The sequence below is a fragment of the Streptomyces sp. NPDC088387 genome (assembly GCF_044753385.1).
Taxonomy (GTDB): domain Bacteria; phylum Actinomycetota; class Actinomycetes; order Streptomycetales; family Streptomycetaceae; genus Streptomyces.
Window position 1 is genome coordinate 109,476 of sequence record NZ_JBIVNC010000011.1, and the last position, 26,530, is coordinate 136,005.

Consider the following 26,530-nt stretch of genomic DNA (forward strand, 5'->3'; position numbering starts at 1 on the left):
GGCGACATTTAGTCACCGGTTCGGGGGATGAAGTGGCGCCTCTTTTTGGGTACGGAGTTGACGCACGCTGCTCGAAATGCCCGTTGTGCCGGGGTATTTGTCGACAACAAGAGCGAATGAAAAGGGCCCCACAGGGGAACTGTGGGGCCCTTGACGTCAACCCGCGGCGCTGAGCTGCGGTTGTTGTGCGTCTCCGGAGGTTTCAGCCTTGCGGGTCAGTCGGAGAGACGCGCGCCCGTCGACGTGGAGAAGACGTGGGTCTCGCCGGAGCGCGGTACGACGCTCAGCTGGCTGCCCTTCTCCGGGACGTCACGGCCGCTGACGCGGACCACGAGGTCCTTGGAGTCGTCGCCGACCTGGGCGGTGCCGTAGACGTAGGCGTCGGCGCCGAGCTCCTCGACCACGTTCACGGTGACCGCGAGGCCCTGCTCGGACTCGGGGCCCGCCACGTCGAAGTGCTCCGGGCGGACGCCGACCGTGACGGTCTTGTCGGTGGTGGCGGAGAGCGCGTCGCGGTCCACCGGCACCACGGACTTGCCGAACTTCACACCGCCGTCGGCGATCGGGACCTCGACCAGGTTCATGGCCGGGGAGCCGATGAAGCCGGCGACGAAGAGGTTGGCCGGGCGGTCGTACATGTTGCGCGGGGTGTCGACCTGCTGGAGCAGACCGTCCTTGAGGACGGCGACGCGGTCGCCCATCGTCATGGCCTCGACCTGGTCGTGGGTGACGTACACGGTCGTGATGCCCAGGCGGCGCTGGAGCGAGGCGATCTGCGTACGGGTCGACACACGGAGCTTGGCGTCGAGGTTGGACAGCGGCTCGTCCATGAGGAACACCTGGGGCTCACGCACGATGGCGCGGCCCATGGCCACACGCTGGCGCTGACCGCCGGAGAGCGCCTTCGGCTTGCGGTCCAGGTACTCGGTCAGGTCGAGGATCTTCGCGGCCTCCTCGACCTTCTGCCGGATCTCCGCCTTGTTGATGCCGGCGATCTTGAGCGCGAAGCCCATGTTGTCGGCGACCGACATGTGCGGGTACAGCGCGTAGTTCTGGAACACCATGGCGATGTCCCGGTCCTTCGGCGGGAGGTGCGTGACGTCGCGCTCGCCGATGCGAATGGTGCCGGCGTTGACGTCCTCGAGCCCCGCGAGCATCCGGAGCGAGGTGGACTTGCCGCAGCCGGACGGGCCGACCAGAACGAGGAACTCGCCGTCCTCGATCTCGATCTCGAGCGCGTCCACGGCGGGCTTCTCGGAACCCGGGTAGATCCGGGTCGCCTTGTCGAACGAAACAGTGGCCATGGTGAAGGCCCCCTTCTACCGGCAGGAACGTGCCGGACGATCCGTTGTAGGAAGGTGGTGTAGTCCACAACGCGTGGACTGGCTCAGGACGGTACCTCCCGTTCACCTGTTCTGTCAGTAGTCCGGGGCCTGTGAACTTCGCGGAAATTTTCGACAGTGCCAGGTCGGGAGCTGGGTACACTGCACGGGCACGTGCGTCACGCGCGTGCAGGCCTCCTTAGCTCAGATGGCCAGAGCAACGCACTTGTAATGCGTAGGTCGTCGGTTCGAATCCGACAGGGGGCTCTTTTCTAAGCCCAGCCCGGACAGTGTCCGGGCTGGGCTTTTGTTGTGTCTTATGGCTGTAGGCGGCGGGCGATCTCCAGGTGGGTCTCGTCCGGGGGCTCCTCGTCCTCGATGTGCCACAGGCTGTTCTGGAGGACGCGGGCGAGGGTCCAGGCGTGGGCACGTGCGCGGTCCAGGGCCAGGACGTCGGTCATGGCGTCGAAGCGCCAGTGGGTGTCCTCGGGGTCGAAGCGGTTGGTGAGGGCCGGGAAGAGGTCGAAACCGGGGTCGCCCGCGAGGGGTTTGGGGTCGATGGCGAGCCAGGGGGCGCGGTCGGCGGCGAGGACGTTGTCGTAGTGCAGGTCCCAGTGCAGGAGCCGGTCGCCGGGCTCGTCGGCGACCTCCCGTACGGCGGCGGCGCAGTCGGCCAGGAGGCGGCGGGTGCCGGGGTCGGGGACGTGGCGCAGGGCCCGCGGGGTGCGTTCCAGCATCGCCGCGGCGATGTCCGCGAGGCGGCGCATGCCGGGCGGGGCGGCGGTCGCGGTGAGGTGGGCCAGCAGACGGGCGATGGCAACGACGGCCGTACGGGTGTCGGGGACGTGGGAGAGCGTGCGGGCCGGGTCGAGGCGTTCGAGGAGCAGGGTGCCGGTGGCCGGGTCGTGGTCGAGGAGCCGTACGGCCCCGTCGCCGTCCCACGCGCGCAGGGCGGCCGGTTCGCCCCGGGTCTCCTCGTCGGGCAGCTGGAGCTTCAGTACGGCGGCGCCGGTGCCGTCCGTGCGCAGGACCGGGAGGACCAGGGCGCACATGCCGTACATCGAGGGACCGTCGAGCCGTAGCTCCCAGCGGTCCAGGAAGCGGGCGGCGAGGGCGGGGAGCGCGGCGGCGAAGGCGCGGCCGCGCTCCCCGTGGGCGGCCGCCTGGGACGTGGCCAGTTCCTCGGGGACATGGACGGGGTCGTGGATCACATACGGGACCCTACGGACGTATGCCCACCGGCTCACCCCCATTTCCGGAGGGGGGAGATCGTCGGTCGGCGCGGGGCGGAACAACGAAATCCGAAGGAGACAGGGGCCGTATCGACGGGTTACCGTCCCCGGCATGGACAGCAATGTCGTGAACGGTGGCGTCTCCTTCTGGTTCGCGCAGGAGGGCTTCCCGGCTCCGCGGGAGCCCCTCGCCGGCGACGCCTCCGCCGACGTCGTGATCGTCGGCGGCGGCTACACGGGGCTGTGGACGGCGTACTACCTGAAGAAGGCGGCCCCCTTCCTCCGTATCACCGTGCTCGAACAGAAGTTCTGCGGCTACGGCGCCTCCGGGCGCAACGGCGGCTGGCTCTACAACGGCATCGCGGGCCGCGACCGGTATGCGAAGCTGCACGGCCACGAGGCCGCCGTACGGCTCCAGCGGGCCATGAACGACACCGTCGACGAGGTCGTCCGGGTCGCCGCGGACGAGGGCGTCGAGGCGGATGTCCACAAGGGCGGGGTGCTCGAAGTGGCGTGTACACCGGCCCAGTTGGCGCGGCTGAAGGCCTTCCACGCGCTGGAGACGTCGTACGGCGAGAAGGACCGTGAGCTGTACGGCGCCCGGGAGACCGCCGAGCGGATCCGGGTGATCGACGCCGTGGGCTCCTCGTGGACCCCGCACGGCGCCCGCATCCAGCCGGTGAAGCTGGTGACCGGGCTGGCGCGGGTCGTCGAGGAACTCGGCGTCACCATCCACGAGTCGACACCGGTGACGGAGATCCGCCCGAAGCACGCGGTGACGCCGTACGGCACGGTCCGAGCGTCCTATGTGCTGCGCTGCACCGAGGGTTTCACCGCGTCGCTGAAGGGCCAGAAGCGGACCTGGCTGCCGATGAACTCCTCGATGATCGCGACCGAGCCGCTCTCCGCGGAACAGTGGGCGGCGGTCGGCTGGTCCGCCGGGGAGGCGCTCGGCGACATGGCGCACGCCTACATGTACGCCCAGCGCACGGCCGACGGGCGGATCGCGCTGGGCGGCCGGGGAGTGCCGTACCGCTTCGGCTCGCGCACCGACAACGACGGCCGCACACAGGCCGCGACGGTCGAGGCGCTGCGGGCGATCCTGGTCCGGATGTTCCCGACACTGGCCCGCGTCCGGATCGAGCACGCCTGGTCGGGAGTGCTCGGCGTGCCCCGCGACTGGTGCGCCACGGTGACCCTCGACCGCGCCACCGGCCTCGGCTGGGCGGGCGGCTACGTCGGCTCGGGCGTCGCCACGGCCAACCTCGCCGCCCGCACCCTGCGCGACCTCGTCCAGCAGGACTCCGGCCAGTCCGGCCCCACCGACCTGACGACCCTCCCGTGGGTCGGCCACAAGGTCCGCAAGTGGGAACCGGAACCACTGCGCTGGCTGGGCGTCCAGGGCATGTACGCGACGTACGGGGCGGCCGACCGCCACGAGTTCACCACACCGACGGCGGCATCGTCCCGCCTGGCCCGGGTGGCGGACCGGATCGCGGGGCGGGGCTAGGGCGTCACGTTCCGCCGGGAGGCCGGTTCCGGGGTCGGGGTGGTCGACGGGGTCAGGTGTTTGGGGGCCTTGGCTGTGACCATGAGGCCGGCGGCCAGGGCGGCGAGGAGCATGATGCCGGTGGCCCACCAGATGGCGACCGTGTAGCCGTGGACCGTGCCCTCGGCGATGACGCGGGCGCGGTCGGCGGGGTTGGTGAGGTGCGCGGCGACGTAGGTCGTGGTGCTGGTGGTGGCGATCGTGTTGAGCAGGGCCGTGCCGATCGAACCGCCCACCTGCTGGGAGGTGTTGACGGTCGCCGAGGTGACGCCCGAGTCCTGCGGGGCGATGCCCGCGGTGGCGGTGGCGAAGACCGGCATGAAGGTGAGACCCATGCCGAGGCCCAGCATGATCAGGGCGGGGAGGACCTCCGAGGCGTACTCCGACTCGACCGTGATGCGGGTCAGCAGGAGCATGCCGCCGGACGCGAGGAGCATGCCCGGGACCATCAGGGCGCGCGGCGGCACGTGTTGGAGGAGGCGGGCCGAGATCTGGGTCGAGCCGATGATGATGGCCACGGTCAGGGGCAGGAAGCCGAGGCCGGTCTTCACCGGCGAGTAGCCGAGGATGCCCTGGAGGTAGTAGGTCAGGAAGAGGAACAGACCGAACAGGCCGATCGTGGCGAGGCCCATCGTGAGGAAGCAGCCGGCGCGGTTGCGGTCCTTGATGATGTGCAGGGGCAGCAGCGGGCGCGGCGCCCGGGCCTGCCACCACACGAACGCGGCGAGCAGCACGATCCCGCCCGCGAACATGGCCAGGACCAGTGAGTCCGTCCAGCCGCGCGACTCCGCCTCGCTGAAGCCGTAGACGATCGCGACGAGTCCGCCGCAGCCGAGGATCACGCCGGGTACGTCGAGACGGGCGCCCGTGGTGTCGCGGCGGTCGTGCAGCAGCGACACGGCGCCGAACACGGCGACGACCGCGATCGGCACGTTGACGTACAGGCACCAGCGCCAGTCCAGGTACTCGGTGAGCAGGCCGCCGACGATGAAGCCGATCGCGGAACCGCTGCCCGCGAGGGCGCCGTACACACCGAACGCCTTGCCGCGTTCTCTGGGGTCGGTGAACGTCGTGGTCAGCAGGCTGAGCGCGGACGGGGCGAGGACGGCCGCGAAGGCGCCCTGAAGGGCCCGCGCGCCGAAGAGCATGCCGGAGCTGGTGGCCGCGCCGCCCAGCGCGGAGGCGGCGGCGAAGCCCACCAGGCCGATGACGAAGGTGCGTTTGCGGCCCACCAGGTCGGCGACGCGGCCGCCGAGCAGCAGCAGTCCGCCGAAGGCGAGCGTGTAGGCGGTGATGACCCACTGGCGGTTGCCGTTGGAGATGCCCAGTTCCTGCTGCGCGGACGGGAGCGCGATGTTCACGATGGTCGCGTCCAGCACCACCATCAGCTGCGCGAGCGCGATGACCACCAGCCCCCACCAGCGGCGGGGGTCGGCTTCCGCGGCGGGCTCACCTGTTCGGGTGACACTCACCCCGTCAGAAGACCACGGATGGGGTCCCGCTGCATCCGGTGCGGCGGGCCCGCCCGCGTTCTGTGCCGGGCTTTTGCCGTCTCGTGGCGCGGTGCCGTCTTCGTCATGGTGTTCCGTCATGGTTCCAGGACGACCTTTCCGACGGTCGCGCGCGACTCCAGGGCGCGGTGGGCGGCGGCCGCCCCGGCGAGCGGGAAGCGCTGGACGGCGGGGACGAGCCGGCCGGCCGCGGCCTCGGTCAGGGCCCGCAGTTCGAGGGTGCGTACGGGGTTCGGGCCACCCGCCTTCCGCATCATGACCGGGCCGAGCACCTCCTCGGAGACGCCGTCGACCAGGTACGGCCGCCCGTCGTGCAGCCCGTCGCCGGACCAGCCGAAGACCAGGTGCACACCGCCGGGACCGAGCAGGGCCACGGACTCGCGGGCGACCTCTCCGCCGACGCCGTCGAAGACGTGTGTGGCCCGCCTGCCGCCCAGGTGGGCGCGGACCTTCCCGGGCCAGTCCGGGGACGTGTAGTCGACGGCGAGGTCGGCGCCGTTGGCCGCGACCAGGGCGACCTTCGCGGGGCCGCCGGCCAGGCCCACGACGGTCGCGCCGGCGTTCCTGGCGTACTGGACGAGCAGGGTGCCGATACCGCCGGCCGCCGCGGGGACGACGGCCACCGAGTCCGGGCCCAGCTCGGTGAACTGGAGGATCCCCATCGCCGTACGCCCTGTTCCGATCATGGCGACGGCCTGGGCGGGGTCGAGGTTCTCCGGGATCTCGTGGACGCGGTCGACGTCGGTGACGGCCAGTTCGGCGTATCCGCCGGGGGCGAAGCCGAGGTGGGCGACGACGCGCTTGCCGAGCCACAGCGCGGCCACGCCCTCGCCGAGCGACTCGACCGTGCCGGCGACCTCCCGGCCGGGGATCGTGGGCAGGGCGGGCGGCTCGGGCAGCGGGCCCCGCATGCCCTCGCGCAGGGCCGTGTCCAGGAGGTGGACACCCGCGGCGGCCACGGCGATACGGACCTGGCCGGGGCCCGGGGCCGGGTCCTCGACCTCCTCGTGGACGAGGTTCTCGGCCGGACCGAAGGTGTGCAGGCGGATGGCGTGCATGGTGGGCTCCCCTGGGGCGGTGGCGTGCCGTGCCGCGCCTTTGCGTGGCGTGGAGTGGCGTCGCGCGGTGTGGCGTGGCGTGGAGTTGGCTGGAGTGGCGTCGCGTGGCGTGGAGTTGTGTGGAGTGGCGTCGCGCGGTGTGGCGTGGCGTGGAGTTGGCTGGAGTGGCGTCGCGTGGCGTGGAGTTGTGTGGAGTGGCGTCGCGTGGCGTGGAGTTGTGTGGCGGTGGTCGGGTACGTGCGCGGGTGCGCGGCCTGTTCCACCGAGGCCCCCACTTTCCAACCTCAAGCTCGCTTGAGGTCAAGCGTCGCGCCGCCCAGGTCACGGGGCTGCCGGCCCAGCGCCAGCGACACCGCCGCGAGCGCGCTCGTGAAGGACACCTCCGACAGCACACCCGGCGCCGCCACCTGGTCCCCGACCAGATACACACCGTCGCCCCGGTCGATCGCCGGGCGGTCCCGCCAGCCGGTGCCGGGCGGATCCACCGCGCCCGTACGGCCGTTGGCGGTCGACTCGCGCCGCCAGGTGACCCGCTCCCGCCAGCCCTCGAACCCCAGGTCGAGCAACTGCTCCGCACGCGCGATGCCGTCGGCCCGGGACTCGTGCGGGCCGATCGGGATCTGCCCCTGGATCAGCTGCTCGCCGGCCGGGGCGAGGGTGCGGTCCTGCGCGGTGAACCGTTCCAGCCAGCCCGGCGCGTCCAGGTCCGACACGGCGAACGCGTCGCCGCGCCGGGTCCGTACCGCTACGTCGATCAGGGCCGTACGGCCGCTCGGCCACGCCAGCGAGTCGTCCCCGAGCAGGCGCCGGGCGGCGTCGAGGGTGGTCGCCACGATCACCGGCGTGTCCGTGGGCAGGGTGTCCGCGCGGGACAGGGTCTCCACGCGCACGCCGAGGTTCCAGGCGCGGGCCGCCATCCGGTCGATCGTGTTGGCCCAGCCGCCGCGCGGGTAGTGCGCCTCGGGCGGCAACCTGGTCGCGCGCCGCAGCCGTTCCTGCACGAACGCGGCGGACAGGGAGCCCGGGTCGTGGTGGAAGAGCGCGACGGCCGAGTAGTGCGCGGCGGCCCGCGCGCCCTCCTCGCCGGCCTGCTCGGTGGCCCAGGTGCGGAAGTCGACGTCGACGGGCGCCTGCCGGGCGGCGCGGCGCAGCAGCTTCAGCATCGCGAAGGGTGGGGTGCGGCGCAGTGCGCCGTGGTGCCGCAGCCGCAGCCGGGCCGCCTCCAGCGGGGGGAGCGGGGCGAGCGGGCCGATCAGGTCGCGCTGTCGCAGCCAGGTCCAGTGCGGGCCGCCGTTGTAGAGGGCGTGCGGGCCGTCGTTGGTGCGGTAGGGGCCCTCCGCGGTACGGGCCCGTCCGCCGAGCGTGTGGTGCGCCTCGTGCACGGTGACCTTGGCACCCGCCTCGGCGGCGGCGATCGCGGCGGTCAGTCCGGCGAAGCCGCCGCCGATGACGGTGATGCGGTGCATGGCTGGTGTCTCCCTCTGGTCGGGACCAGGTGCCGTTTGCCCATACGACTGCTGGGAGGCGCGGAATGTGACATGAGCGTGGGGGATTGGGTGTTTTCGCAGGTCGGACGGGTTGTCAGTGGTGGGGTGGAGGATGGGGGGCATGGTGAGGCGAGCGGTGGGTGGAGCACGTGGAGCGGGCGGAGCACGTGGAGCGGGTGGAGCACGTAGAGCGGGTGCGGCGGGCGGTGCGGGTGCGGGTGGTTCCGGCGGTGCCGGTGGTTCGGGGGGTGCGCGGGCCGCGCGGGTGAAGGAGGCGCGGCGGCCGGAGGTGCGGTTGCCGAATCTGGAGGCGTACGAGGGGGGTGGGCTGGAGCCCGACGGGGACTACGACGGGGTGGAGTTCCTCGACGCCGACCTCGGTGGGAGGACGGGGCGGGGGCGCGGTTCATGGACTGTGCGCTGACGGGGTGCGCGCTGGACGGGACGCGGCTGCGTCACGCGCGCTTCCTGGACTCGGTCATCTCCGCGCCGCGGGGCGTCGGGACGAACCTCGCGGAGTCGACCCTGCGGGACGTGGAGGTGCGGGACGCGCGGCTGGGCGGGGTGCAGTTGCACGGGGCCGTGCTGGAGCGGGTGGTGATTCGTGGCGGGAAGATCGATTACGCGAATCTGCGTACCGCGCGGTTGAAGGACGTGGTGTTCGAGGGGTGTGTGCTGGTTGAGCCGGACTTTGGCGGGGCGCGGTTGGAGAGGGTGGAGTTCGTCGACTGTGCGCTGAAGGGGGTGGACTTCAGCGCGGCGACATTCACTGACGTGGATCTTCGGGGGGTGGCTTCGCTGGAGATCGCTCGGGGGGTGGATCGGTTGCGGGGGGCTGTGATCAATCCGGGGCAGTTGGTGGAGTTGGCGGCGGTGTTTGCTGCGGAGATGGGGATTCGGGTGGTGGGGGGTGGGGAGTGACGTGACCGTGCGGTGCGGGTGAGTGGGGGGTTTGCGCAGTTCCCCGCGCCCCTGTAGGGGGGTGAGGGTTGTTGGGTGTGTGCGGGTTGTTTGGGGCTGATCGCGCAGTTCCCCGCGCCCCTGAGGGGGTGGGGGAGCTGGTACGGCTTTGGCTGCGGGTCGTGGGGGCTCGTCGCGCAGTTCCCCGCGCCCCTGAGGGTCGTGGGGGCTCGTTGTCGCGTAGTTGCCCGCGCCCCTGCGGGGGGTCCTGTCGGGGTTAGGGGAGGCGGGGGTATTGGGATTCGAGGGTCCAGATGGCGGGGTTTTCCGCCAGGGGCTCGTGCATGTCGGTCAGGTCGGCCAGGAGGTCGTGGAGGAAGTCGCGGGCCTCGCGGCGGAGTTCGGCGTGGGAGAAGCTCAGGGGGCGTTCGTCGGCCGGCATCCAGTCGGCGTCGATGTCCACCCAGCCGAAGCGGCGCTCGAAGAACATCCGGTCCGTGGACTCGGTGAAGTCCAGTTCCGCGTGCTGGGGGCGGGCCGCGCGCGACCCGGTCGGATCCCGGTCGATACGTTCGACGATGTCGCACAGCGCCCACGCGAAGTCGAGGACCGGCACCCATCCCCAGGCTGTGGACAGTTCCCGGTCCGCCTTGGTGTCGGCGAGATAGACGTCCCCGCAGAACAGGTCGTGCCGCAGCGCGCGCACATCCGCACGGCGGTAGTCGGTCTGCGGCGGGTCGGGAAAGCGCGAGGAGAGGGCATAGCCGATGTCGAGCACGCAGGTGATGGTGTCACGCCCGCATAGGATCGCTTACGTGTCCCGATTCGCGCCTGTTGTCCCAGGTCCGGCGCCCCGGCCGCGCCCCCACCCCCAGCCCCACCTTCGGCACCCCGCCGCCCCCCTCCTCCTCACCCTGGCGCTCGCCCTCTCCCTCTCCGCCTGCTCCACGGCCGACGGTGTCCCCGGCTCACCCGGCGGCCCGGGCGTCGGCGACCCGTACTTCCCGAAGGCCGGCAACGGCGGCTACGACGTCACGCACTACGCCCTCGACCTCGGCTACGAGCCCGCCGCCCGCCGCCTCACCGGCCGGGCACTCGTCACCGCCCGCGCGACCAAGGATCTGTCCGCCTTCGACCTGGACCTCAAGGGCATGCACGTCGACGCGGTCGAGGTCGACGGCCTCGACGCCCGCTGGCGGCGCGAGGGGCAGGAACTGATCGTCAGCCCGCCGCGCGGCCTCGCCAGGGACGCGGTGTTCCGGGTGGCGGTGCGCTACTCCGGCAGACCGGTGACCGTCACCGACCCGGACGGCTCCAAGGAGGGCTGGCTGCCCACGCCGGACGGCGCGCTCGCGCTCGGCCAGCCGGTCGGTTCCATGGCGTGGTTCCCCGGCAGCCACCACCCCTCCGACAAGGCGACCTACGACATCGCCGTCACCGTGCCCAAGGGCCTGCGGGCCGTCTCCAACGGCGAGTTGGCGGGCGAGCGGACCGGCAACGGCCGTACGACCTTCACCTGGCGCACCGCCGAGCCCATGGCGTCGTATCTCGCGACGGTCGCGATCGGACGGTTCGACATCACCCGTACGTCGACGGCGGACGGCCTGCCCGTGTACACCGCCGTCGATCCCGCCGAGGCGCGGGACAGCAAGGCCGTGCTCGCGCGGATCCCCGAGGTGCTGACCTGGACACAGCAGCGGTTCGGGCCGTACCCCTTCTCCTCCACAGGTGCCGTCGTCGACCGGCTCGGCAGTCTGGGCTACGCCCTGGAGACCCAGAACCGGCCCGTCTTCCCCGGCGCCCCCTCCCTCCGGCTGCTCGTCCACGAGATCGCTCACCAGTGGTACGGCGACTCCGTCACGCCGAAGACCTGGCGGGACATGTGGCTCAACGAGGGCTTCGCGACCTACGCGGAGTGGCTGTGGGAGGAGGAGCACGGCGGCCTCACCGCCCAGGAGACCTTCGACGCGCTCTACGCCGGCAGCTACTACGCCGACGCCGACGAGAACAGGGCCGTCTGGGCCTTCCCGCCCGGCGACCCGCCCGACGCCGCGCACATCTCGGGCCGGCCCGTCTACGACCGTGGCGCGATGGTCCTGCACAAGATCCGCCGGACCATGGGGGACAGCGCGTTCCGCGCCCTCCTCGCCGACTGGCCGGCCGCCCACCGCCACGGGCACGCGGACACCCGCGACTTCATGACGTACGTCGAGCAGCGGGCGCTGGCCAGGGACTTCGCCGGGATCTGGAAGGACTGGCTCTACGGGAGGGGCCGCCCGGAGCGCCCGTAGGCGATGGGAGGAGGGGGGAGGGGGGAGGCGACTTGAGCGGTCGTGGCCGACCTGTGCAGCCGTGGCCGACCAGGACCTACGTCACCGCGCCTGGGCCGGCCGGCTGCCCGCCGTCCGCCTCCCACGCGTCCAGCAGCCCCGCCAGATCCGGCGGCCACACCGCCTCCGGCACGGCCCCCAGTTCCCTCAGTTCCTTCCGGCTCCACCAGCGCCAGCCGAGGATGCCGTCCTCGGTGTGCACGGCGGCGAGCTGCGGGCCGGCCGGTTCGCGGTGCGGGCCGCGTGTGACGTAGATGTGCTCGTGCTGGCGGACCGGGACGCCGTGGTGGGTGAAGTCGTGTTCCCAGGTGCGCAGCAGCGGACCCGGCGCCAGGTCGGTCCAGCCGGTCTCCTCGCCCAGCTCGCGCAGGGCGCCCTCGCGCGGCGACTCGTCCGGCTCCAGACCGCCGCCGGGCGGAGCCCAGTGCACGCCGACCTCGACGTTGTCGGAGCGCAGCAGGAGGACCGCGCCCCCGGGGTCGACGACGGCGACGCGGGCCGCGCGGCGCGGGGTGCGCAGCACTCGGCGCAGTACCGCGCACGGGCGGCCGAGGTCGCGGTCGGGGCGGCGGTCGATCACCTCGTAGCCGAGGGCGGTCCAGAAGGCGAGGCCCTTGGGGTTGTTGTCGAGGACGGCGAGGCGTACGGCGGTACGGCCGGCCGCGCGGAAGCGGTCCTCCACGAACCGCGCGATCCGCCGCCCGTACCCCTGGCCCTGCACCTCGGCGTCCACCATCAGCAGCGCGATCCACGGATCGGGGTCGGCCGGGTCCGGGTGCCGGGCCGAGGTGATCACCAGGCCGACCAGCCGGCCCGCGCTGCGCGCCAGGAGCAGCTCGACGTCCGGGCGCGCCAGCTCGTCCGCCAGCGCGGTCGCCACCTGCTCGGGGCGGATGTCGTCCGGGTCGGGGAAGTCGCCGCTGAGCGCCTGGAATTCACGGTTCGCGGCGTACAGGGCGGTGATCTCGGTGAGGACCGGCACCGGGATGTCCGGTTCGGTGCCCAGCGCGAGCGGCTCGACGATCATGCGGCCAACGTAGTACGAGGGCGCCGCGCGGGCATCCACCCGTACAGGGGCCGTCCCCCTGCCCGGGCGTCCCCCGTTCTCCCGGGATGTGCCCGGGCCGGGTACGACGAGGTACGACGAAGGCCCCTCAACGCCATGTCGAGGGGCCTTCGTTCAGCGGGTGGTCCGGGCGGGGCCCGGGGCCCTGGTGGATCAGACGTTCACGCCGAAGTCCTGGGCGATGCCCGCCAGGCCCGAGGCGTAGCCCTGGCCGACGGCGCGGAACTTCCACTCGGCGCCGTTGCGGTAGAGCTCGCCGAAGACCATGGCCGTCTCGGTGGCGGCGTCCTCGGAGAGGTCGTAACGGGCGATCTCGGTGCCGCCGGCCTGGTTCACGATGCGGATGTACGCGTTGCGGACCTGGCCGAAGTTCTGCGAGCGGTTCTCGGCGTCGTAGATCGAGACCGGGAAGACGATCTTCTCGACGTCGGCCGGCAGACCGGCCAGGTTGACGTTGATCTGCTCGTCGTCGCCCTCGCCCTCACCCGTGACGTTGTCACCGGTGTGGACGATGGTCTGGTCCGGGGTGGCCTTGTTGTTGAAGAAGACGAAGTGTCCGTCGGAGTAGACCTTGCCCTGCGGGTTGACCGCGATCGCCGACGCGTCGAGGTCGAAGTCGGTACCGGTCGTGGTACGGACGTCCCAGCCGAGGCCCACGGTGACTGCGGTCAGGCCAGGTGCCTCCTTGGTGAGCGAGACGTTGCCACCCTTGGAGAGGCTTACAGCCATGGTCGGGAGTTCCTTCCCTCGATGCGTGCGCTATGCGTATGCGGCTTCGTACGTCACGAAGCTACAGCTACCCCTATGAACGCGGAGAGGGGTGCCACAGGTTCCCCGCCACTTTACTTTCTTTACCTTCCGGATTTCCGTGTCTTCCACGGCAGTGGCGGATATTCGCGTGACGTGCGGCTCCCGCCCCGGGAACATAAGAGCCATGTCCGGTCCCCATGTCATCCGCGGCTCCGTCTCCCTGCCCGAGGCCGAGCTCATGTGGCGTTTCTCGAGGTCCTCGGGGCCGGGCGGACAGCACGTCAACACCAGCGACTCACAGGTGGAGCTGCGGTTCGACCTCGCCGCCACCGAAGCGCTTCCCGAGGTGTGGAAGCAGCGCGCGCTGGAGCGGCTGGAAGGCCGTCTCGTCGACGGTGTCGTCTCCGTACGGTCGTCCGAGCACCGCTCCCAGTGGCGCAACCGCGAGGCCGCCGCCGTACGGCTGGCCGCGCTGCTCGCGCAGGCCACCGCGCCCCCGCCCAAGCCCCGCCGCGCGACCCGCATCCCGCGCGGGATCAACGAACGCCGGCTGCGGGAGAAGAAGCAGCGCTCGCAGACCAAGCGCGGACGCAACGGCCGGGACTGGGGCTAGGCCCCGACCGGCCGGCCCGCTCACCCCAACTGCCGGTACCGGCCCCGGAAGTACGCCAGGGGGCGGCCCTCCGCGCTCGGTACGCGGGCCGTGAGCACATGCCCGATGACCAGGGTGTGGTCCCCGGCCGTGACGCGTTGTTCCGTACGGCACTCCAGGGTCGCGAGCGCGCCGCCGACCAGGGGCGCTCCGCTGATCCCGCCCCGCGAGTACGGAATGTCCTCGAAGAGCAGCCGGTCGCTGATGCGGCCCTTCATGGCGAACCGGCCGGCGATGTGGCGCTGGCTCTCGGTGAGCACGGAGACGCCCCACAGGGGCTGTTCGAGCAGCAGGTCGTCCATCCGGGAGCCGTCGCGCAGGCTCACCATGACCAGGGGTGGGTCCAGGGACACGGACATGAAGGCGGTGGCGGTCATGCCGACGTCCTCACCGTCGGGCGCCTGGGCGTCGTCCGGGTCCAGGGACGCCTCCCGCGCGGTCACCAGGACCACGCCGGACGCGAGCCGGGACATGGCCGCGCGGAACTCGTCGTTGCTCACCCCCACAGCATGCCCGGCGGCACCCGGCGGGGCGGGTGCGAACGGGGCGGGCTCGGTGGCGGGGCTCGGGGAAGTGGCGGAGTTCTGCACGTCCGGCACGCTAGTCTCCGCCGCAGGGACACCGCATCGGACCTCCGTCCGAGACGGGCGGGGTGCGAGGTCCTAGGACTTCCGGGAAACATCCGGCCGTGCCATGGGCGGGTGTGCGCAGGCACACAAAATTTGCGTTCAGTAAACGCACAGAGAAAACGCAGGAAGAACACTCAATTGTTCATGTTTAGCTGTGACTTGAGTCACAAGACCGACTAATTGTTGACCCTGTGTACCGAGTGAGCAGCGCGCTGTGATTCAGTGGCGGGAAGCTGAAGGCCGATACGCCGAAGAGAACTCTTGATTCGCTGCGAGGTGTCGGGGGGAGGGCGAGCATGGAGACCGAGTCGGAGCCCTACGTCCGTCTTGCTTCCCTGCGACAACTGCACGAGGTCATGGCCGACATGAACACGGCCCGCAGCCTGGCGGACACGTTGCAGACCGTGGCGGACGGCGTCGTGAGCGCTCTCGGGTTCGAGCTGGCGTGTGTGAACCTCGTCCGCCCGGACGGCGACCTCGTCGTCGCCGCCTTCTCCGGCAACGCCGCCGCCGAGGCCCTGATCACCGGCCGGGTCGGCTCCCGTGACTCGTGGGAGCGCCGGCTGAGCATGGGCGAGACCTGGGGCAGCCTGGTGTTCATACCGCACACCGAGGGCTGGGTGCTCGACGACGACGACGTCCCGCAGTGGTACACCGAGGGCCCCGCCCCGCGCTTCGAGGACGAGTGGCACCCCTCCGACCGGCTCTTCGCGCCGATGTTCGCGCCGGGCCCGCACGGCGGCTCCTCCTCCGGCGAACTGGTCGGCGTGGTCTCCGTGGACCGCCCGCGCAACGGCCGCCGTCCGGGCGCCTGGGGACGCGAGGCGTTGCAGATGTACGCGTTCCAGGCCGCCATCGCGATCAGCAACGCCCGTCTACGCGCGAATATGCAGCGGGCACTGGTCAGGCTGGAGCGGGAGCAGCAGGCGCTGCGGGCCAGCGAGGAGAGTTTCCGACAAGCGTTCGAATATGCGCCGTCCGGGATGGCCATCGCCGAGATGGGCGGCGACCAGCACGGACGCATCCTGCGCAGCAACGACGCGCTGTGCCGGCTGCTCGGCCGCCCCGCCTCCGCGATGCGCCGCTACTCCTTCTCCGACCTGGTCCACCCCGAGGACATCGGCACCCTGCTGCGGACCTCCGCCGAGGGCGGGCGCGCGGAGCTGCGGCTGGGCCGCCGCGACGGTACGTACGTCTGGGTCTCCCTGCGCAACTCGGTGGTCGCCGACGCCGCCGACGGCCCGCGTTTCCTGCTGACCCACGTCGAGGACATAGAGGAGCGCAAGCGCCGCGAGCTCCAGCTCGCCCACCGCGCCTCCCACGACTCGCTCACCGGCCTGCCGAACTCGGCCGAGCTGCGCTCGCGGCTCTCCGCGCGGCTGTGCCAGCGCCCGCAGTCGACGCAGCCCGGCGCCGTCGACGCGATGGACGCGGCCTACGGCCACCCGGCCTTCGACACCAACGGACACGGCTTCGACTACCGCCCCACCACCGCCGAGGCCTTCGACGCCTACGACCACCACGAGCACACCGTCGCGCCGGAGGGCGACCTCGACGGCGGCACCAAGGGCCTCGCGGTGCTCTTCTGCGACCTCGACGGCTTCAAGTCGATCAACGACCGGTTCGGGCACAACGCCGGTGACGCGGTGCTCATCGAGGTGGCGCGCCGGCTCAGCCGGCAGGTACGCGACGGGGACACGGTCGCGCGGCTCGGGGGTGACGAATTCGTCATCCTCGCCGACGGGCTCGGCCGGGCCGACGCCCAGGACCTCGCCGTACGGCTGCGCAACGAGATCATCCAGCCCATCCGGGCCGAGGGACGGGCCGTCCGGGTGGGTGCCAGCTTCGGTATCGGCTGGGCGCACTGCGGCATGACGGCGGACGAAGTGCTGAAGTCCGCCGACGAGCGGATGTACGTCGAGAAACGATCTCGTCCCAAACAGCACAGACGCGCGGGCTGATCCCCAGGTCCGCGGTGTGATGCGGTCGGAGTCACCCGTTTGGGCCCTGCCGAGCGGGTAGGCTCGCCATTCTGAAACCACTTACCGCATCTTTTTCCGCACCTGTTGAGGAGTACCTAGGGATGACGCCCGGCAACAACGGCGCGAGCACGCCCGAGGACGACGACCCGTTCGGCTATCTGTACGCCGACGGGCAGGCCAACGGCGCCCAGCCACCGTCCGGTGGCTACGGCTACCCGAACTCGGTCAGCAGAGTGCGTACGGTCGGCGAGCGCCAGTACGGCCAGCAGGCACCGGCGGCCCAGCCGTACGGCCAGGTGCCGCAGCAGCAGGGCTACGGCCAGCAGAGCGCGAACTACGCGGCCCCGGAGACCTTCCCGGGCGGCGCCCCGACCCAGCAGACCGCGATGCACGGCAGCGTTGGCGGCGGCGGCGGCCGGGGGCGTGGCCCCAACACCAAGGGCCTGCTGATCGGCGCGATCGCGGTGGTCGCCGCGGTCGTGATCGGCATCAGCGTGGCGATGCTCGGCGGCGGCGACGACGAGGGCGGCGACGACGCGGCGGACACGACCCCGACCCAGTCGGAACAGAGCAGCGAGCCGAGCCCGTCGAACACCAGTCAGGCCAGTGAGGCGGAACTGCCGGCGATCGACGCGAAGGCGCTGAGCCTCGGCGGCGCGGCGGCGCTCGCCTCGGACGTCCAGGGCGCCGAGTCGGACGGCGGTATCTACGTCGGCAATCTGAACGGGGTCGGCAACTCGGTCACCTGGACGGTCAACGGCATCCCGGAGGACGGGGCGTACACCGTCTTCGCCCGCTACAGCGTGGTCGCCGACCAGGAGATGACGCTCACCGTCAACGGCAAGAAGTTCGGCAGCAAGCTGAATCTGTCGAACTTCGCGCATGCCGACGACGCGGCGAAGGGCTGGACCAAGACCTACGCGTGGCCGACCCTCAACAAGGGCACCAACACCATCTCGGTGTCCTGCGAGGACGGCGACAAGTGCGATGTGCTGCTCGACCAGCTGTCCCTGAAGAAGGGCCAGGTCAAGGACTGACCGCCCCGACGGCGGAGCCGGCAGGGGCTACGCCGCGCTGACCTCCCCCGTCACCGTCACCCGCCCCCGCAGCTCCTCGTAGGCCTCGCGGTCGAACTCGCCTGCCACCGGCGCCAGTACCGTCGCCGCCGCGAGGGCGGTCGCCCGGGTGAGGCGGTCCTGCCAGGGGAGGCCTTCCGCGAGGGCCGACAGGATGCCCGCGACCACCGAGTCGCCGGCGCCGGTCGGGTTGCCGTGGACGCGGGCCGGCGGGGTGGCCCGCCAGCGGCCCTCCGGGGTGACCGCCAGCAGACCCTTGGCGCCCAGCGACGCCACCACCGCGTGTGCCCCCCGGCGTCGTGCGTCCTGGACCGCGCGCAAGGGCTCGTGGGAGCCGGTCAGTTCGGCCAGTTCGTCGGCGTTGGGTTTGACGATGTCCGGGCGGGCGGCGACTCCGCGGCGCAGGGGTTCGCCGCTGGTGTCCAGCAGGACCGGGACCCCGGCGGCGCGCGCGGCGCGTATCAGGCCCGCGTAGGCGCCCACTGGGACGCCCGGCGGGAGGCTGCCGCACAGGGCCAGGGCCGAGGCGGACGTGAGGAGATCCTCGTAGTGCCGCTGGAAGGCGGCCCACTCGTGCGGGGTGATGGGTGGGCCCGGTTCGTTGAACTGGGTGGTGTCGCCGGTGAGTTCGTCGACGACACCGATCGTGCGGCGGGTCGGGGCGGCGACCGGGAGCAGTGCGTCGACCACGCCCGCGGTGCCGGTCAGCCGCTCGCGTACCTCGCGTCCCGTCGGGCCGCCCACAAAGCCGGTGACCGTCACCTCGTGGCCGAGGGCCGCGAGCACCCGCCCCACGTTCAGGCCCTTGCCGCCGGGGCGTTCGATGACCTCCGCGACCCGGTGCGAGCCGTGCGGCCGCAGGGAACGGACGCGGTAGGTGATGTCGAGAGCGGTGTTGAGGGTGACCGTGAGCAGCACCTGGCCCGACCTCCCCCCGGGTGAACGCGCTTGCCGAAATTGCCGGAAGCACGATCATGCCAAAAGAGAGGGGGGTCGGCCCAGCCCCCGGTCGGTGACGACCTCCTGTGCGGGTCAGGGGAGTTGGGGCTCCACCACCCATTCCCCGCGGCGCATGACGCCCTGCACGTCGAACGCGGCGTCCAGGAGGACCAGGTCGGCGTACTTGCCCGGTTCCAGGGAGCCGATCGTGTCGGACATGCCGAGGAGACGGGCCGGGTTGGCACACAGGGCGCGGACCGCGTCCGCCACCGGCAGCCCGTCCACGGTCACCGCCCGCTTGAACGCGCGGTCCAGGGTCAGGGTCGAGCCCGCGATCGAGCCGCCCTCCACCAGACGGGCCACACCCTCGCTGACCTCGACCTCCAGCGGGCCGAGCATGTAACGGCCGTCGCCGAAACCGGCCGCGTCCATCGCGTCGGTGATGAACGCCACCCGGTCCGCGCCCGCGTGATGGAACGCCAGCTCCAGCGCGGCGGGATGCAGATGCGTGCCGTCGTTGATCAGCTCGACCGTGACCCGCGGGTCCTCCAGCAGGGCCGCGATCGGGCCCGGGGCGCGGTGGCCCAGCGCGGGCATCGCGTTGAAGAGGTGCGTGGCGACCGTCGCACCCGCGTCGATCGCCTCCACCGTCTGCTCGTAGCTGGCGTCCGTGTGCCCGATCGCCGCGATCACCCCGTGCTCGGCCAGCAGCCGTACGGAGTCCAGGCCGCCCGGCAGCTCGGTGGCCAGCGTGACCATCTTGGCGTGTCCGCGCGCCGCGTCGATCAGCTTGCGCACGTCCGCCGGGTCCGGGTCGCGCAGCAGCTCCTCGGAGTGCGCGCCCTTGCGGCACGGCGAGATGAACGGCCCCTCGAAGTGGACACCCGCGATGTCGCCCTGCTCGGCCAGCTCGGACAGCAGGCCCGCGCGTTGCGCGAGGAAGTCCATCTCGCCGGTGACCGTCGAGGCGACGACGGTCGTGGTGCCGTGCAGCCGGTGGGTGTGGATGCCCTTGAGGACGTCGTCGACCGTGCCGGAGGTGAAGGACGCGCCGCCGCCGCCGTGGTTGTGGATGTCGACGAAGCCGGGCACCAGGTAGTGGCCGGTCACGTCGACGACCCGGGCGCTGTCGTGGGCGCCCGCGGCGATCCGGTCGCCCTCGACGACCACCTGGCCGTCGTCGACGACCGCCGTGGGCAGGACCACGTGGGCGCCCTTGAGGACCAGCTGCGGGCCGGTGGGGGCGGGGTGCGCAGTTCCCCGCGCTCCTGAGGGGGTTGCCATCAGGCCGATTCCTCCTGGATCCGAGTTGTGGTGGTCAGCAGGTCCCAGGCCAGCAGACCCGCGCCCAGGCATCCGGCCGTGTCCCCCAGCGCCGCGGGGACGATCGACGGCAGTTTCTGGAAGGTGACCCGCTGCCGGACGGCGTCCCGCAGCGGTGTGAACAAGGTTTCCCCCGCCTCGGCGAGCCCGCCACCGATGATGAGGGTGCGCGGGTCCAGCAGGGTGAGTGCCGTGACCAGCCCGTCCGCGAGCGCGTCGACGGCCTCCTGCCAGACCCGGACGGCCCGCGGGTCGCCCGACTCCACGGCCTTCGCGCAGTCGGCGGCGTCCGCGCCCGGATCCCCGGTGGCGGCCGCCCAGGCCTCGCTGACGGCCGCCGCGGACGCGTAACGCTCCAGGCAGCCGGTCTGGCCGCAGGGGCAGGGGACACCACCGGGGCGTACGACGACATGGCCGATCTCGCCCGCGAAGCCGTGTGCGCCCGCCTCCACCCGGCCGTCGATGCCGATCGCGCCGGCTATCCCGGTGCCCAGCGGTACGAAGAGGAAGCGGTCCGCGCCCTGTCCCGCGCCGATCCGCCCCTCGGCGAGCCCGCCGGTGCGGACGTCGTGGCCGAGCGCCACGGGCACCCCGAGCCGCTCGGAGAGCAGCGCGCGCAGGGGTACGTCCCGCCAGCCCAGGTTGGCGGAGTAGGCGGCGACGCCGTCCGTCTCGTCGACGATGCCGGGTACGGCGACCCCGGCCGCGCGGGCCGGCTCGCCGAACCGCTCGACGCCGTACGCGCGCAGCTCGGCGGCGAAGTCGACGATGCCCTCGACGACCGCGTCGGGCCCCCGCTCGCGCCCTGTCGCCCGGCGCGTCTGGTGCAGGAGCGCGCCGTCCACCCCGACCAGGGCGGCCTTCATCCCGGTGCCGCCCACATCCAGGGCGATGACGTGTCTCACGGGGGACAGTGTGGCGCGTTGACCCGGAAGAGGTCTAGTCCACTCACGTGGTGTAGACCTTGATTCGGTAATCGGACGGTTGATCGACAGGTGGGGACACAGCAGTGCAGCGGCGCAGAACGGCAATGATCGCGGTGGTGTCCGCCCTGGGCATGACGACGGTCCTGGGCGGCTGCGGCCTCGGCGGCTCCGAGGACGTGACCCTGCGGCTGGTCGCCGCCGACTACGGCGACAGCGCCGCCAACAGCTCCGAGAAGTACTGGGCGGACCTGGTCGAGACGTACGAGGCCGACCACCCGGACGTGCACGTCGACGTCAGCGTCTACTCGTGGACCGACGTCGACCGCAAGGTCAAGGAGATGGTCGACGCCGGCGAGGCGCCCGACCTGGCCCAGATCGGCGCGTACGCCGACTACGCCGACCAGGACCGGCTCTACCGGGCCGGCGACCTGCTCTCCATCCCCGTCCAGGCCGACTTCGCCGCCCAGCTGGCGTCGGCCGGACAGGTCCACGGCATCCAGTACGGCATGCCGTTCGCCGCCTCGACGCGCCTCCTCTTCTACAACAAGACCCTCTTCGAGAAGGCCGGCGTCACCCCGCCCACCACCTGGGACGAGCTGGCCGAGGACGCCGAGGCGCTGAAGGCGGACGACGTGAAGTACCCGTACGCGCTGCCCCTCGGCGCCGAGGAGGCGCAGGCCGAGACCATGCAGTGGCTGCTCAGCGGCGGCGGCAGCTACCTCGACGACATCGGCTCGTACGGCATCGACTCCACCGAGAACGTCGAGACCTTCACCTGGCTCCGCGACGAACTCGTCGGCAAGGGCCTGACCGGCCCGGTCGCCCCCGGGAAGCTGAACCGCGCGGACGCCTTCGAGGCCTTCGCGGACGGCCAGGTCGGCATGCTCAACGGACACCCCTCCCTGATGGCCATGGCCGCCAAGAAGGACGTGCGGTTCGGCATGGTGCCGATGCCCGGCGCCGACGGCGAGTCCAAGGCCACCATGGGCGTCGCCGACTGGATGCTCGCCTTCAAGGAGAACGGCCACCGCGATCAGATCGGCGACTTCCTGGACTTCGTGTACAGCGAGCGGAACGTCGTTGACTTCTCCCGCCGGTACGACCTGCTGCCGGTCACCAACTCCGCCTCCAAGGCGATGAGCGCGGCCGAGCAGGACACCGCCCTCAAGCCCTTCCTCGACGAACTCCCGCTCTCCGAGCTCTACCCGGTCGGCAAGACCTCCTGGGCGACGGTCAGCGCGGACGTCAAGACGAGGATCGGCGGCGCGGTGGCCCCCGGCGGCAGCCCGGCGGGTGTGCTCGGCAGCCTCCAGGCCACGGCGGTCACCGCGGAGAACGCGGCCCGATAGTGGGCGGGGCCGGTTGTCGGTGGTGGGCGCTACGGTTCTGGACATGGCGGTGGAACGGGAGTCACTCGGCGGGCGGGAGCGCGGCATCCTCGCCCTGGAGCGCCGCGGCTTCCCCGGCCCCGGCGCCAAGGAGCGGGCGATACGCGAGGAACTCGGCCTGGCCCCCGTCCGCTACTACCAGCTCCTCAACGCCCTCCTGGACGACCCAACGGCCCTCGCCCACGACCCCGTCACGGTCAACCGGCTCCGGCGGATACGGGAGACGCGGCGCGGCGAGCGCTGAGATCGGGCGGCGCACGGCTGGGTAGGGTCGGGACATGGGCAGCCACGAGAGCGACGCGCCGAACGTACCCGTGAACCCCTTGCCGGTCCCCGTGACCGCCGCCGGCCGTGAGGGGCTCGCCGCCCTTCTCGACCGGCCCGAGAAGGCGGTGATCGCCCTCGACTTCGACGGCACCCTCGCCCCGATCGTGGCCGACCCGGAGTCGGCGCGGGCGCATCCGGACGCGGTACGTGTCCTCGCCGCCCTCGCCCCGAAGGTCGCCTCCGTCGCCGTGATCACCGGCCGGCCGGCGGAGATCGCGGTGCGGTACGGGGGTTTCGCGGGCGTGCCGGGTCTTGAGCACCTCGTGGTGCTCGGGGCCTACGGGGCCGAGCGGTGGGACGCGGTGAGCGGGCGGGTCGTCGCGGGGGAGGAGCATCCCGGTGTCACCGCCGTGCGGGCGGAGCTGCCCGCGCTGCTGGACGCCGGGGACACGTGGGTCGAGGACAAGGGGCGGGCGGTCGCGGTGCACACGCGGCGGGCGGCGGATCCGCAGGGGGCGTTCGAGGCGTTGCGGGAGCCGTTGGGGGCGCTGGCGGGGCGGCACGGGTTGATCGTGGAACCCGGGCGGTTCGTGCTGGAGCTCCGGCCGCCGGGGATGGACAAGGGCGCGGCCCTTCGCGATCACGTGCGGGGCGTGGGGGGCGGGGTGGTGTTGTACGGGGGTGACGACCTGGGGGATCTGCCGGCGTTCGCGGCGGTGGAGGGGCTTCGGGGGGAGGGGGTGCCGGGGGTGTTGGTGTGCAGTGGGAGCGATGAGGTTGCGGCGTTGGCTGCGCGGGCGGACGTGGTGGTGGATGGCCCCGGTGGCGTGGTGACGTTGCTGTCGTCCCTGGCAGAGCGAATGGGGTAGTCCTGCGTCTGGGCCCGGCGGGGGCGCCCCTGAGGGGTAGTCGTTCGGCCGCGGGCCGGTGGGGGCGCCCCTGAGGGGTAGTCGTTCGGCCGCGGGCCGGTGGGGGCTGGTCGCGCAGTTCCCCGCGCCCCTTAAAAGCAAAAGCCCTCCCCCTCCCCCCTCCCTCCCCGCGTAGCCGCGGGCAATCGTGCCGCAGGGCGGCACGGGTGGGCGCGGCGGCACCCCGTCGCGCCGGGGAGTGCGATGTCGTCGTGACGCTGGTTCAGGGGGAAACGGGGGTTTTGGGTTCTTCTGCCGGGGTGGGGGTGGGCTCCCCGTCCAGGACTCTCTTTGCCTGGGGCCTGTCCAGGGCTCCCTCCCAGCGGGCCACCGCGAAGACGGCTACGCAGTTGCCGAGGAGGTTGGTGACGACCCGCATCGAGTCCATGATGCGGTCGACGCCGAGCAGCAGCGCCACGGCACCGGCCGGTATCGCCCCCAGCGACGACGCCGTGGCGGACAGCGCGAGGAACGCCGAACCGGGGATACCCGCCATGCCCTTGCTGGTGAGCATCAGGACCAGGACCACGGTGATCTGTTGGCCGACGGTCAGGTCCACCCCGACCGCCTGGGCGATGAACAGCGTGCCTATCGAGAGGTAGAGCGAGGCGCCGTCGAGGTTGAAGGAGTAGCCCGTCGGCAGCACCAAGCCCACCGCGTCGTCCCGCGCGCCGGCCTTGCGCAGCTTCTCCATCACCCGAGGCAGCACCGACTCGGTGGACGCCGTGCCGAGAGCGAGGAGCATCTCCTCACGGATGTAGCGCAGGAACTTCCACAGACTGAGCCCGGTGACCGCCTTCAGGGCGAGGGCGAGGAACACGATGAACAGCGCGGCGGCGACGTAGCACAGGACGATCAGCTTGCCGTACGTCTCGATGACACCCAGCCCGTAGTTGCCGATCAGGACGGCCATCGCGCCGAACACCGCGACCGGCGCCAGCCGCATCACAAAGCCCACGATCGCGAAGATGATCTCCTGCGCCTGCTCGATGGCGGGCAGCACCTGCGGCACCCGGGTCTGACCCAGACGCAGCAGCGCGGCCCCCACCAGACAGGCGAGGACGAGGACCTGAAGCAGGGAGTTCTCGGCGAAGGCCCCGATGAAGGACGTGGGGATGGCCTCCAGCACAAACGTCGTCGTCGAGGGAAGCTCACCGCCGCCCGTCTTCTCGTCGACCGCCGAGGCGTCCAGCGTGGCGGGATCGACGTGCATCCCCGCCCCCGGCTGGACCACGTTGGCGGCGAGCAGGCCGATGACCAGCGCGAGTGTGCTCGCCACCTCGAACCAGATCAGGGCCTTCAGGCCGATCCGGCCGAACGCCTTCAGATCACCGGCCTTGGCGATGCCCACGACCACGACACAGAACACCAGCGGCGAGATGATCGTCTTGATCAGCCGGATGAACCCGTCGCCGAGCGGCTGGAGATCCGCACCGAACCCGGGCCACAGCTTCCCGACGACGATTCCGAGGACGAGGGCGCAGGCGACCTGCGCGAAGAGGGAGGTACGCAGCAGGCGGGCGGCCCGTCGTGGCAGGGACGACGGGACTGACGGCGATGGCACGGACGGCGACGACACGGGTACTCCTTGGGGACGGCGGCGCACAGAAGTCCCCTGGAGCGGCACGGACTTCTGCCATGCGGAAACCACGTTCCGGTCGCATCACTCTGTGGGTGATGTTGGTCCCGCGGAAGACCGTCGCGTTGCGTCCGTGTAAATCACGACCGCCCCGCACCGCCCCGTCCCGCCGCCGTCAGCCCCGCAGCGCGTCCAGCTGGTTCAGGAACCACTGGGCCGGCGGCAGCGCCGTCGCCGCCGCGGACAGCCGCTTCGTCCGCTCCGCCCGCTCACCCGCGCCCATCACCAACGCCTCGTGCAGCGCGGCCGCCGTCCCCGACACGTCGTACGGGTTCACCCCCACCGCGTCCTCCCCGAGCTCCTCCCACGCCCCGGCCTCCCGGGACAGCAAGAGCACACACCCCTCGTCGGAGACGACCGGCACCTCCTTCGCGACGAGGTTCATACCGTCCCGGATGGGGTTGACGAGGGCCACGTCGGCCAGCCGGTACGCCGCGAGGGACCGCGCGAAGTCGTCCTTGACGTGCAGCACGACCGGCGTCCACCCCTCCGTCCCGTACTCCTCGTTGATCGCGGACGCGACCCGCTGCACCTCCGCCGTGTAGTCCCGGTACACCGCGAGGTCCTGCCGGGACGGATACGCGAACGCCACGTGGACGACCCGCTCGCGCCACTCGGGGTGGTCCTCCAGCAGCGCCCGGTACGCCAGCATCCCGCGCACGATGTTCTTGGACAGCTCGGTGCGGTCCACCCGCACGATCGTCCGCCGCCCGGGACCGATCTCCTCGCGCAGCGCCGCCATCCGCTCGTCGACGTCGGCCTCGTGCGAGCGCCGCCGCAGGAAGTCCGCGTCCGCGCCGAGCCCGTGCACACCGACCGCCGTCTCCCCGAGACCGTCCGCGAACTGCGTGGCGCACGCCGTGAACGCGTCCGCCCAGCGCCGGGTGAGGAAGCCCAGCCGGTCGGCGCCCAGCATCCCGCGCAGCACCTGCGCGGCGATGTCGTCCGGCAGCATCCGGAAGTACTCGGGAGGCGCCCACGGCGTGTGGGAGAAGTGGCCGATCCTCAGGTCGGGACGGAGTTCCCGCAGCTGTCCGGGCACCAGCGTCAGGTGGTAGTCCTGCACGAGCACCGCCGCCCCGGGCGCCGCCTCCGCGGCCAGCGCCTCGGCGAAGGCCAGGTTGTAGGCCTCGTAGGACGCCCACTGCCGGCGGAACTCCGCGTCGAAGACCGGCTCCAGCGGTGTCTGGTACAGCATGTGGTGCACAAACCACAGGACCGAGTTCGCGATGCCGTTGTAGGCGTCCGCGTGCACGTCGGCCGGGATGTCCAGCATCCGTACGCCCGGCTCGCCGACCCCGGTCCGCACCGCCTGCCGGTCGCCCTCGCCGAGCGCGGAGCACACCCACAGGGCGCCCGTGTCCGGGCCGATCGCCGAGAGGCCCGAGACCAGCCCGCCGCCGCCGCGTTTCGCGTGCAGCGAGCCGTCCTCCCCGAGCTCGTACGAGACGGGCCCCCGGTTGGAGGCGACGAGGACCTGCGCGGCACCGAAGGTTGCAGCCATACGCCTCAACCTAGCCCTCCCCGGAAACGCTCAAACGTACGGGTCGGCCCGGCCGGCGGAGCCGTATACAACCGGCCGGGCGCCCACGAGCG

At 71.8% G+C, this 26,530-nt stretch carries 22 protein-coding genes, 1 tRNA gene and 1 pseudogene; 10 read left to right on the forward strand and 14 right to left on the reverse strand.

The genetic code is table 11. The features are described 5' to 3' along the window. Nucleotides 1-215: 215 nt before the first annotated feature. Nucleotides 216-1,304, reverse strand: coding sequence for an ABC transporter ATP-binding protein (locus ACIQAC_RS27670; RefSeq protein ID WP_402195338.1), 1,089 nt, complete (start codon nt 1,302-1,304; stop codon nt 216-218). Between the two features lie 211 nt (nt 1,305-1,515). Between ACIQAC_RS27670 and ACIQAC_RS27675 the strand changes: the two genes are divergently transcribed. Beyond that, nucleotides 1,516-1,589 (forward strand) — tRNA-Thr (locus ACIQAC_RS27675). A 50-nt stretch (nt 1,590-1,639) separates the two neighbouring features. Here the strand turns inward: ACIQAC_RS27675 and ACIQAC_RS27680 are convergent. Beyond that, nucleotides 1,640-2,575 carry an aminoglycoside phosphotransferase family protein gene (locus ACIQAC_RS27680; RefSeq protein WP_402195340.1) on the reverse strand — a complete coding sequence of 312 codons (936 nt, stop codon included), beginning with the start codon at nt 2,573-2,575 and terminating at the stop codon, nt 1,640-1,642. 91 nt (nt 2,576-2,666) lie between these two features. On the opposite strand from ACIQAC_RS27680, the gene ACIQAC_RS27685 reads away from it, so the two are divergent. Next, entirely contained in the window at nt 2,667-4,064 is a 1,398-nt protein-coding gene (locus ACIQAC_RS27685; RefSeq protein WP_402195342.1) for an NAD(P)/FAD-dependent oxidoreductase, read from the forward strand. Here ACIQAC_RS27685 and ACIQAC_RS27690 read toward each other — a convergent pair. The 3 genes from ACIQAC_RS27690 to ACIQAC_RS27700 form a co-directional block, all read right to left on the reverse strand. Continuing rightward, nucleotides 4,061-5,575, reverse strand: coding sequence for an MFS transporter (locus ACIQAC_RS27690; protein ID WP_402195345.1), 1,515 nt, complete (start codon nt 5,573-5,575; stop codon nt 4,061-4,063). The genes ACIQAC_RS27685 and ACIQAC_RS27690 overlap by 4 nt on opposite strands. A gap of 116 nt (nt 5,576-5,691) precedes the next feature. Further along, on the reverse strand, nt 5,692-6,672 hold the full coding sequence (locus tag ACIQAC_RS27695) for a zinc-binding dehydrogenase (RefSeq protein ID WP_402195348.1): 981 nt from the start codon (nt 6,670-6,672) through the stop codon (nt 5,692-5,694). 284 nt (nt 6,673-6,956) lie between these two features. After that, on the reverse strand, nt 6,957-8,138 hold the full coding sequence (locus tag ACIQAC_RS27700) for an NAD(P)-binding protein (protein WP_402195350.1): 1,182 nt from the start codon (nt 8,136-8,138) through the stop codon (nt 6,957-6,959). A 286-nt stretch (nt 8,139-8,424) separates the two neighbouring features. Between ACIQAC_RS27700 and ACIQAC_RS27705 the strand changes: the two are divergent. Then, nucleotides 8,425-9,080 (forward strand): annotated as a pseudogene (locus tag ACIQAC_RS27705) (pentapeptide repeat-containing protein). 256 nt (nt 9,081-9,336) lie between these two features. Here the strand turns inward: ACIQAC_RS27705 and ACIQAC_RS27710 are convergent. Continuing rightward, a complete protein-coding gene (locus tag ACIQAC_RS27710; protein WP_402195353.1) occupies nt 9,337-9,837 on the reverse strand; it encodes a hypothetical protein in 501 nt (166 codons plus the stop codon). Nucleotides 9,838-9,844: 7 nt separating this feature from the next. Between ACIQAC_RS27710 and ACIQAC_RS27715 the strand changes: the two genes are divergently transcribed. Continuing rightward, on the forward strand, nt 9,845-11,350 hold the full coding sequence (locus tag ACIQAC_RS27715; RefSeq protein ID WP_402195701.1) for a M1 family metallopeptidase: 1,506 nt from the start codon (nt 9,845-9,847) through the stop codon (nt 11,348-11,350). Nucleotides 11,351-11,426: 76 nt separating this feature from the next. Here ACIQAC_RS27715 and ACIQAC_RS27720 read toward each other — a convergent pair whose 3' ends face one another. Beyond that, entirely contained in the window at nt 11,427-12,416 is a 990-nt protein-coding gene (locus tag ACIQAC_RS27720) for a GNAT family N-acetyltransferase (protein ID WP_402195355.1), read from the reverse strand. 192 nt (nt 12,417-12,608) lie between these two features. Then, on the reverse strand, nt 12,609-13,184 hold the full coding sequence (locus ACIQAC_RS27725; protein WP_402195356.1) for a TerD family protein: 576 nt from the start codon (nt 13,182-13,184) through the stop codon (nt 12,609-12,611). Nucleotides 13,185-13,380: 196 nt separating this feature from the next. On the opposite strand from ACIQAC_RS27725, the gene arfB reads away from it, so the two are divergent. Then, on the forward strand, nt 13,381-13,818 hold the full coding sequence (gene arfB / locus ACIQAC_RS27730) for an alternative ribosome rescue aminoacyl-tRNA hydrolase ArfB (protein WP_402195704.1): 438 nt from the start codon (nt 13,381-13,383) through the stop codon (nt 13,816-13,818). Between the two features lie 20 nt (nt 13,819-13,838). Here arfB and ACIQAC_RS27735 read toward each other — a convergent pair whose 3' ends face one another. After that, nucleotides 13,839-14,330 (reverse strand): flavin reductase family protein, encoded by a 492-nt coding sequence (locus ACIQAC_RS27735; RefSeq protein WP_402195707.1) that lies wholly within the window; start codon nt 14,328-14,330, stop codon nt 13,839-13,841. Between the two features lie 452 nt (nt 14,331-14,782). Between ACIQAC_RS27735 and cdgB the strand changes: the two genes are divergently transcribed. Continuing rightward, nucleotides 14,783-16,447, forward strand: coding sequence for a diguanylate cyclase CdgB (gene cdgB, locus ACIQAC_RS27740; RefSeq protein ID WP_402195359.1), 1,665 nt, complete (start codon nt 14,783-14,785; stop codon nt 16,445-16,447). A gap of 122 nt (nt 16,448-16,569) precedes the next feature. Continuing rightward, nucleotides 16,570-17,505, forward strand: a complete 936-nt coding sequence (locus tag ACIQAC_RS27745) for a carbohydrate-binding protein (protein WP_402195360.1) — start codon at nt 16,570-16,572, stop codon at nt 17,503-17,505. A gap of 27 nt (nt 17,506-17,532) precedes the next feature. Here the strand turns inward: ACIQAC_RS27745 and ACIQAC_RS27750 are convergent, their stop codons facing one another. The 3 genes from ACIQAC_RS27750 to ACIQAC_RS27760 all read right to left on the reverse strand — a co-directional run bounded on the left by ACIQAC_RS27750 (nt 17,533) and on the right by ACIQAC_RS27760 (nt 20,711). Continuing rightward, nucleotides 17,533-18,462 (reverse strand): 1-phosphofructokinase family hexose kinase, encoded by a 930-nt coding sequence (locus tag ACIQAC_RS27750; protein ID WP_402195362.1) that lies wholly within the window; start codon nt 18,460-18,462, stop codon nt 17,533-17,535. 114 nt (nt 18,463-18,576) lie between these two features. Beyond that, nucleotides 18,577-19,767, reverse strand: a complete 1,191-nt coding sequence (nagA, locus tag ACIQAC_RS27755) for an N-acetylglucosamine-6-phosphate deacetylase (protein WP_402195364.1) — start codon at nt 19,765-19,767, stop codon at nt 18,577-18,579. After that, the gene (locus tag ACIQAC_RS27760; RefSeq protein ID WP_402195367.1) at nt 19,767-20,711 is read right to left on the reverse strand and encodes an ROK family protein; all 945 of its coding nucleotides are present in this window, start codon (nt 20,709-20,711) and stop codon (nt 19,767-19,769) included. Before ACIQAC_RS27760 ends, nagA begins: the two co-directional genes overlap by 1 nt. Before the next feature lie 104 nt (nt 20,712-20,815). On the opposite strand from ACIQAC_RS27760, the gene ACIQAC_RS27765 reads away from it, so the two are divergent. Genes ACIQAC_RS27765 through otsB form a run of 3 tightly spaced genes read left to right on the forward strand, consistent with a single transcriptional unit; the run spans nt 20,816 to nt 23,256 of the window. Next, nucleotides 20,816-22,081: an ABC transporter substrate-binding protein gene (locus ACIQAC_RS27765; RefSeq protein ID WP_402195368.1), complete on the forward strand. Its 1,266-nt coding sequence runs from the start codon at nt 20,816-20,818 to the stop codon at nt 22,079-22,081. Nucleotides 22,082-22,124: 43 nt separating this feature from the next. Further along, complete coding sequence (locus ACIQAC_RS27770; protein ID WP_402195370.1) at nt 22,125-22,364, forward strand: DUF3263 domain-containing protein; 240 nt, start codon at nt 22,125-22,127, stop codon at nt 22,362-22,364. 34 nt (nt 22,365-22,398) lie between these two features. Further along, complete coding sequence (gene otsB, locus ACIQAC_RS27775; protein WP_402195371.1) at nt 22,399-23,256, forward strand: trehalose-phosphatase; 858 nt, start codon at nt 22,399-22,401, stop codon at nt 23,254-23,256. Between the two features lie 262 nt (nt 23,257-23,518). Here the strand turns inward: otsB and ACIQAC_RS27780 are convergent, their stop codons facing one another. Together ACIQAC_RS27780 and ACIQAC_RS27785 are read right to left on the reverse strand one after the other, a co-directional pair. Beyond that, the gene (locus tag ACIQAC_RS27780) at nt 23,519-24,874 is read right to left on the reverse strand and encodes a cation:dicarboxylate symporter family transporter (protein ID WP_402195374.1); all 1,356 of its coding nucleotides are present in this window, start codon (nt 24,872-24,874) and stop codon (nt 23,519-23,521) included. Nucleotides 24,875-25,049: 175 nt separating this feature from the next. Next, nucleotides 25,050-26,438, reverse strand: coding sequence for a trehalose-6-phosphate synthase (locus ACIQAC_RS27785; RefSeq protein ID WP_402195376.1), 1,389 nt, complete (start codon nt 26,436-26,438; stop codon nt 25,050-25,052). Nucleotides 26,439-26,530 lie beyond the last annotated feature (92 nt).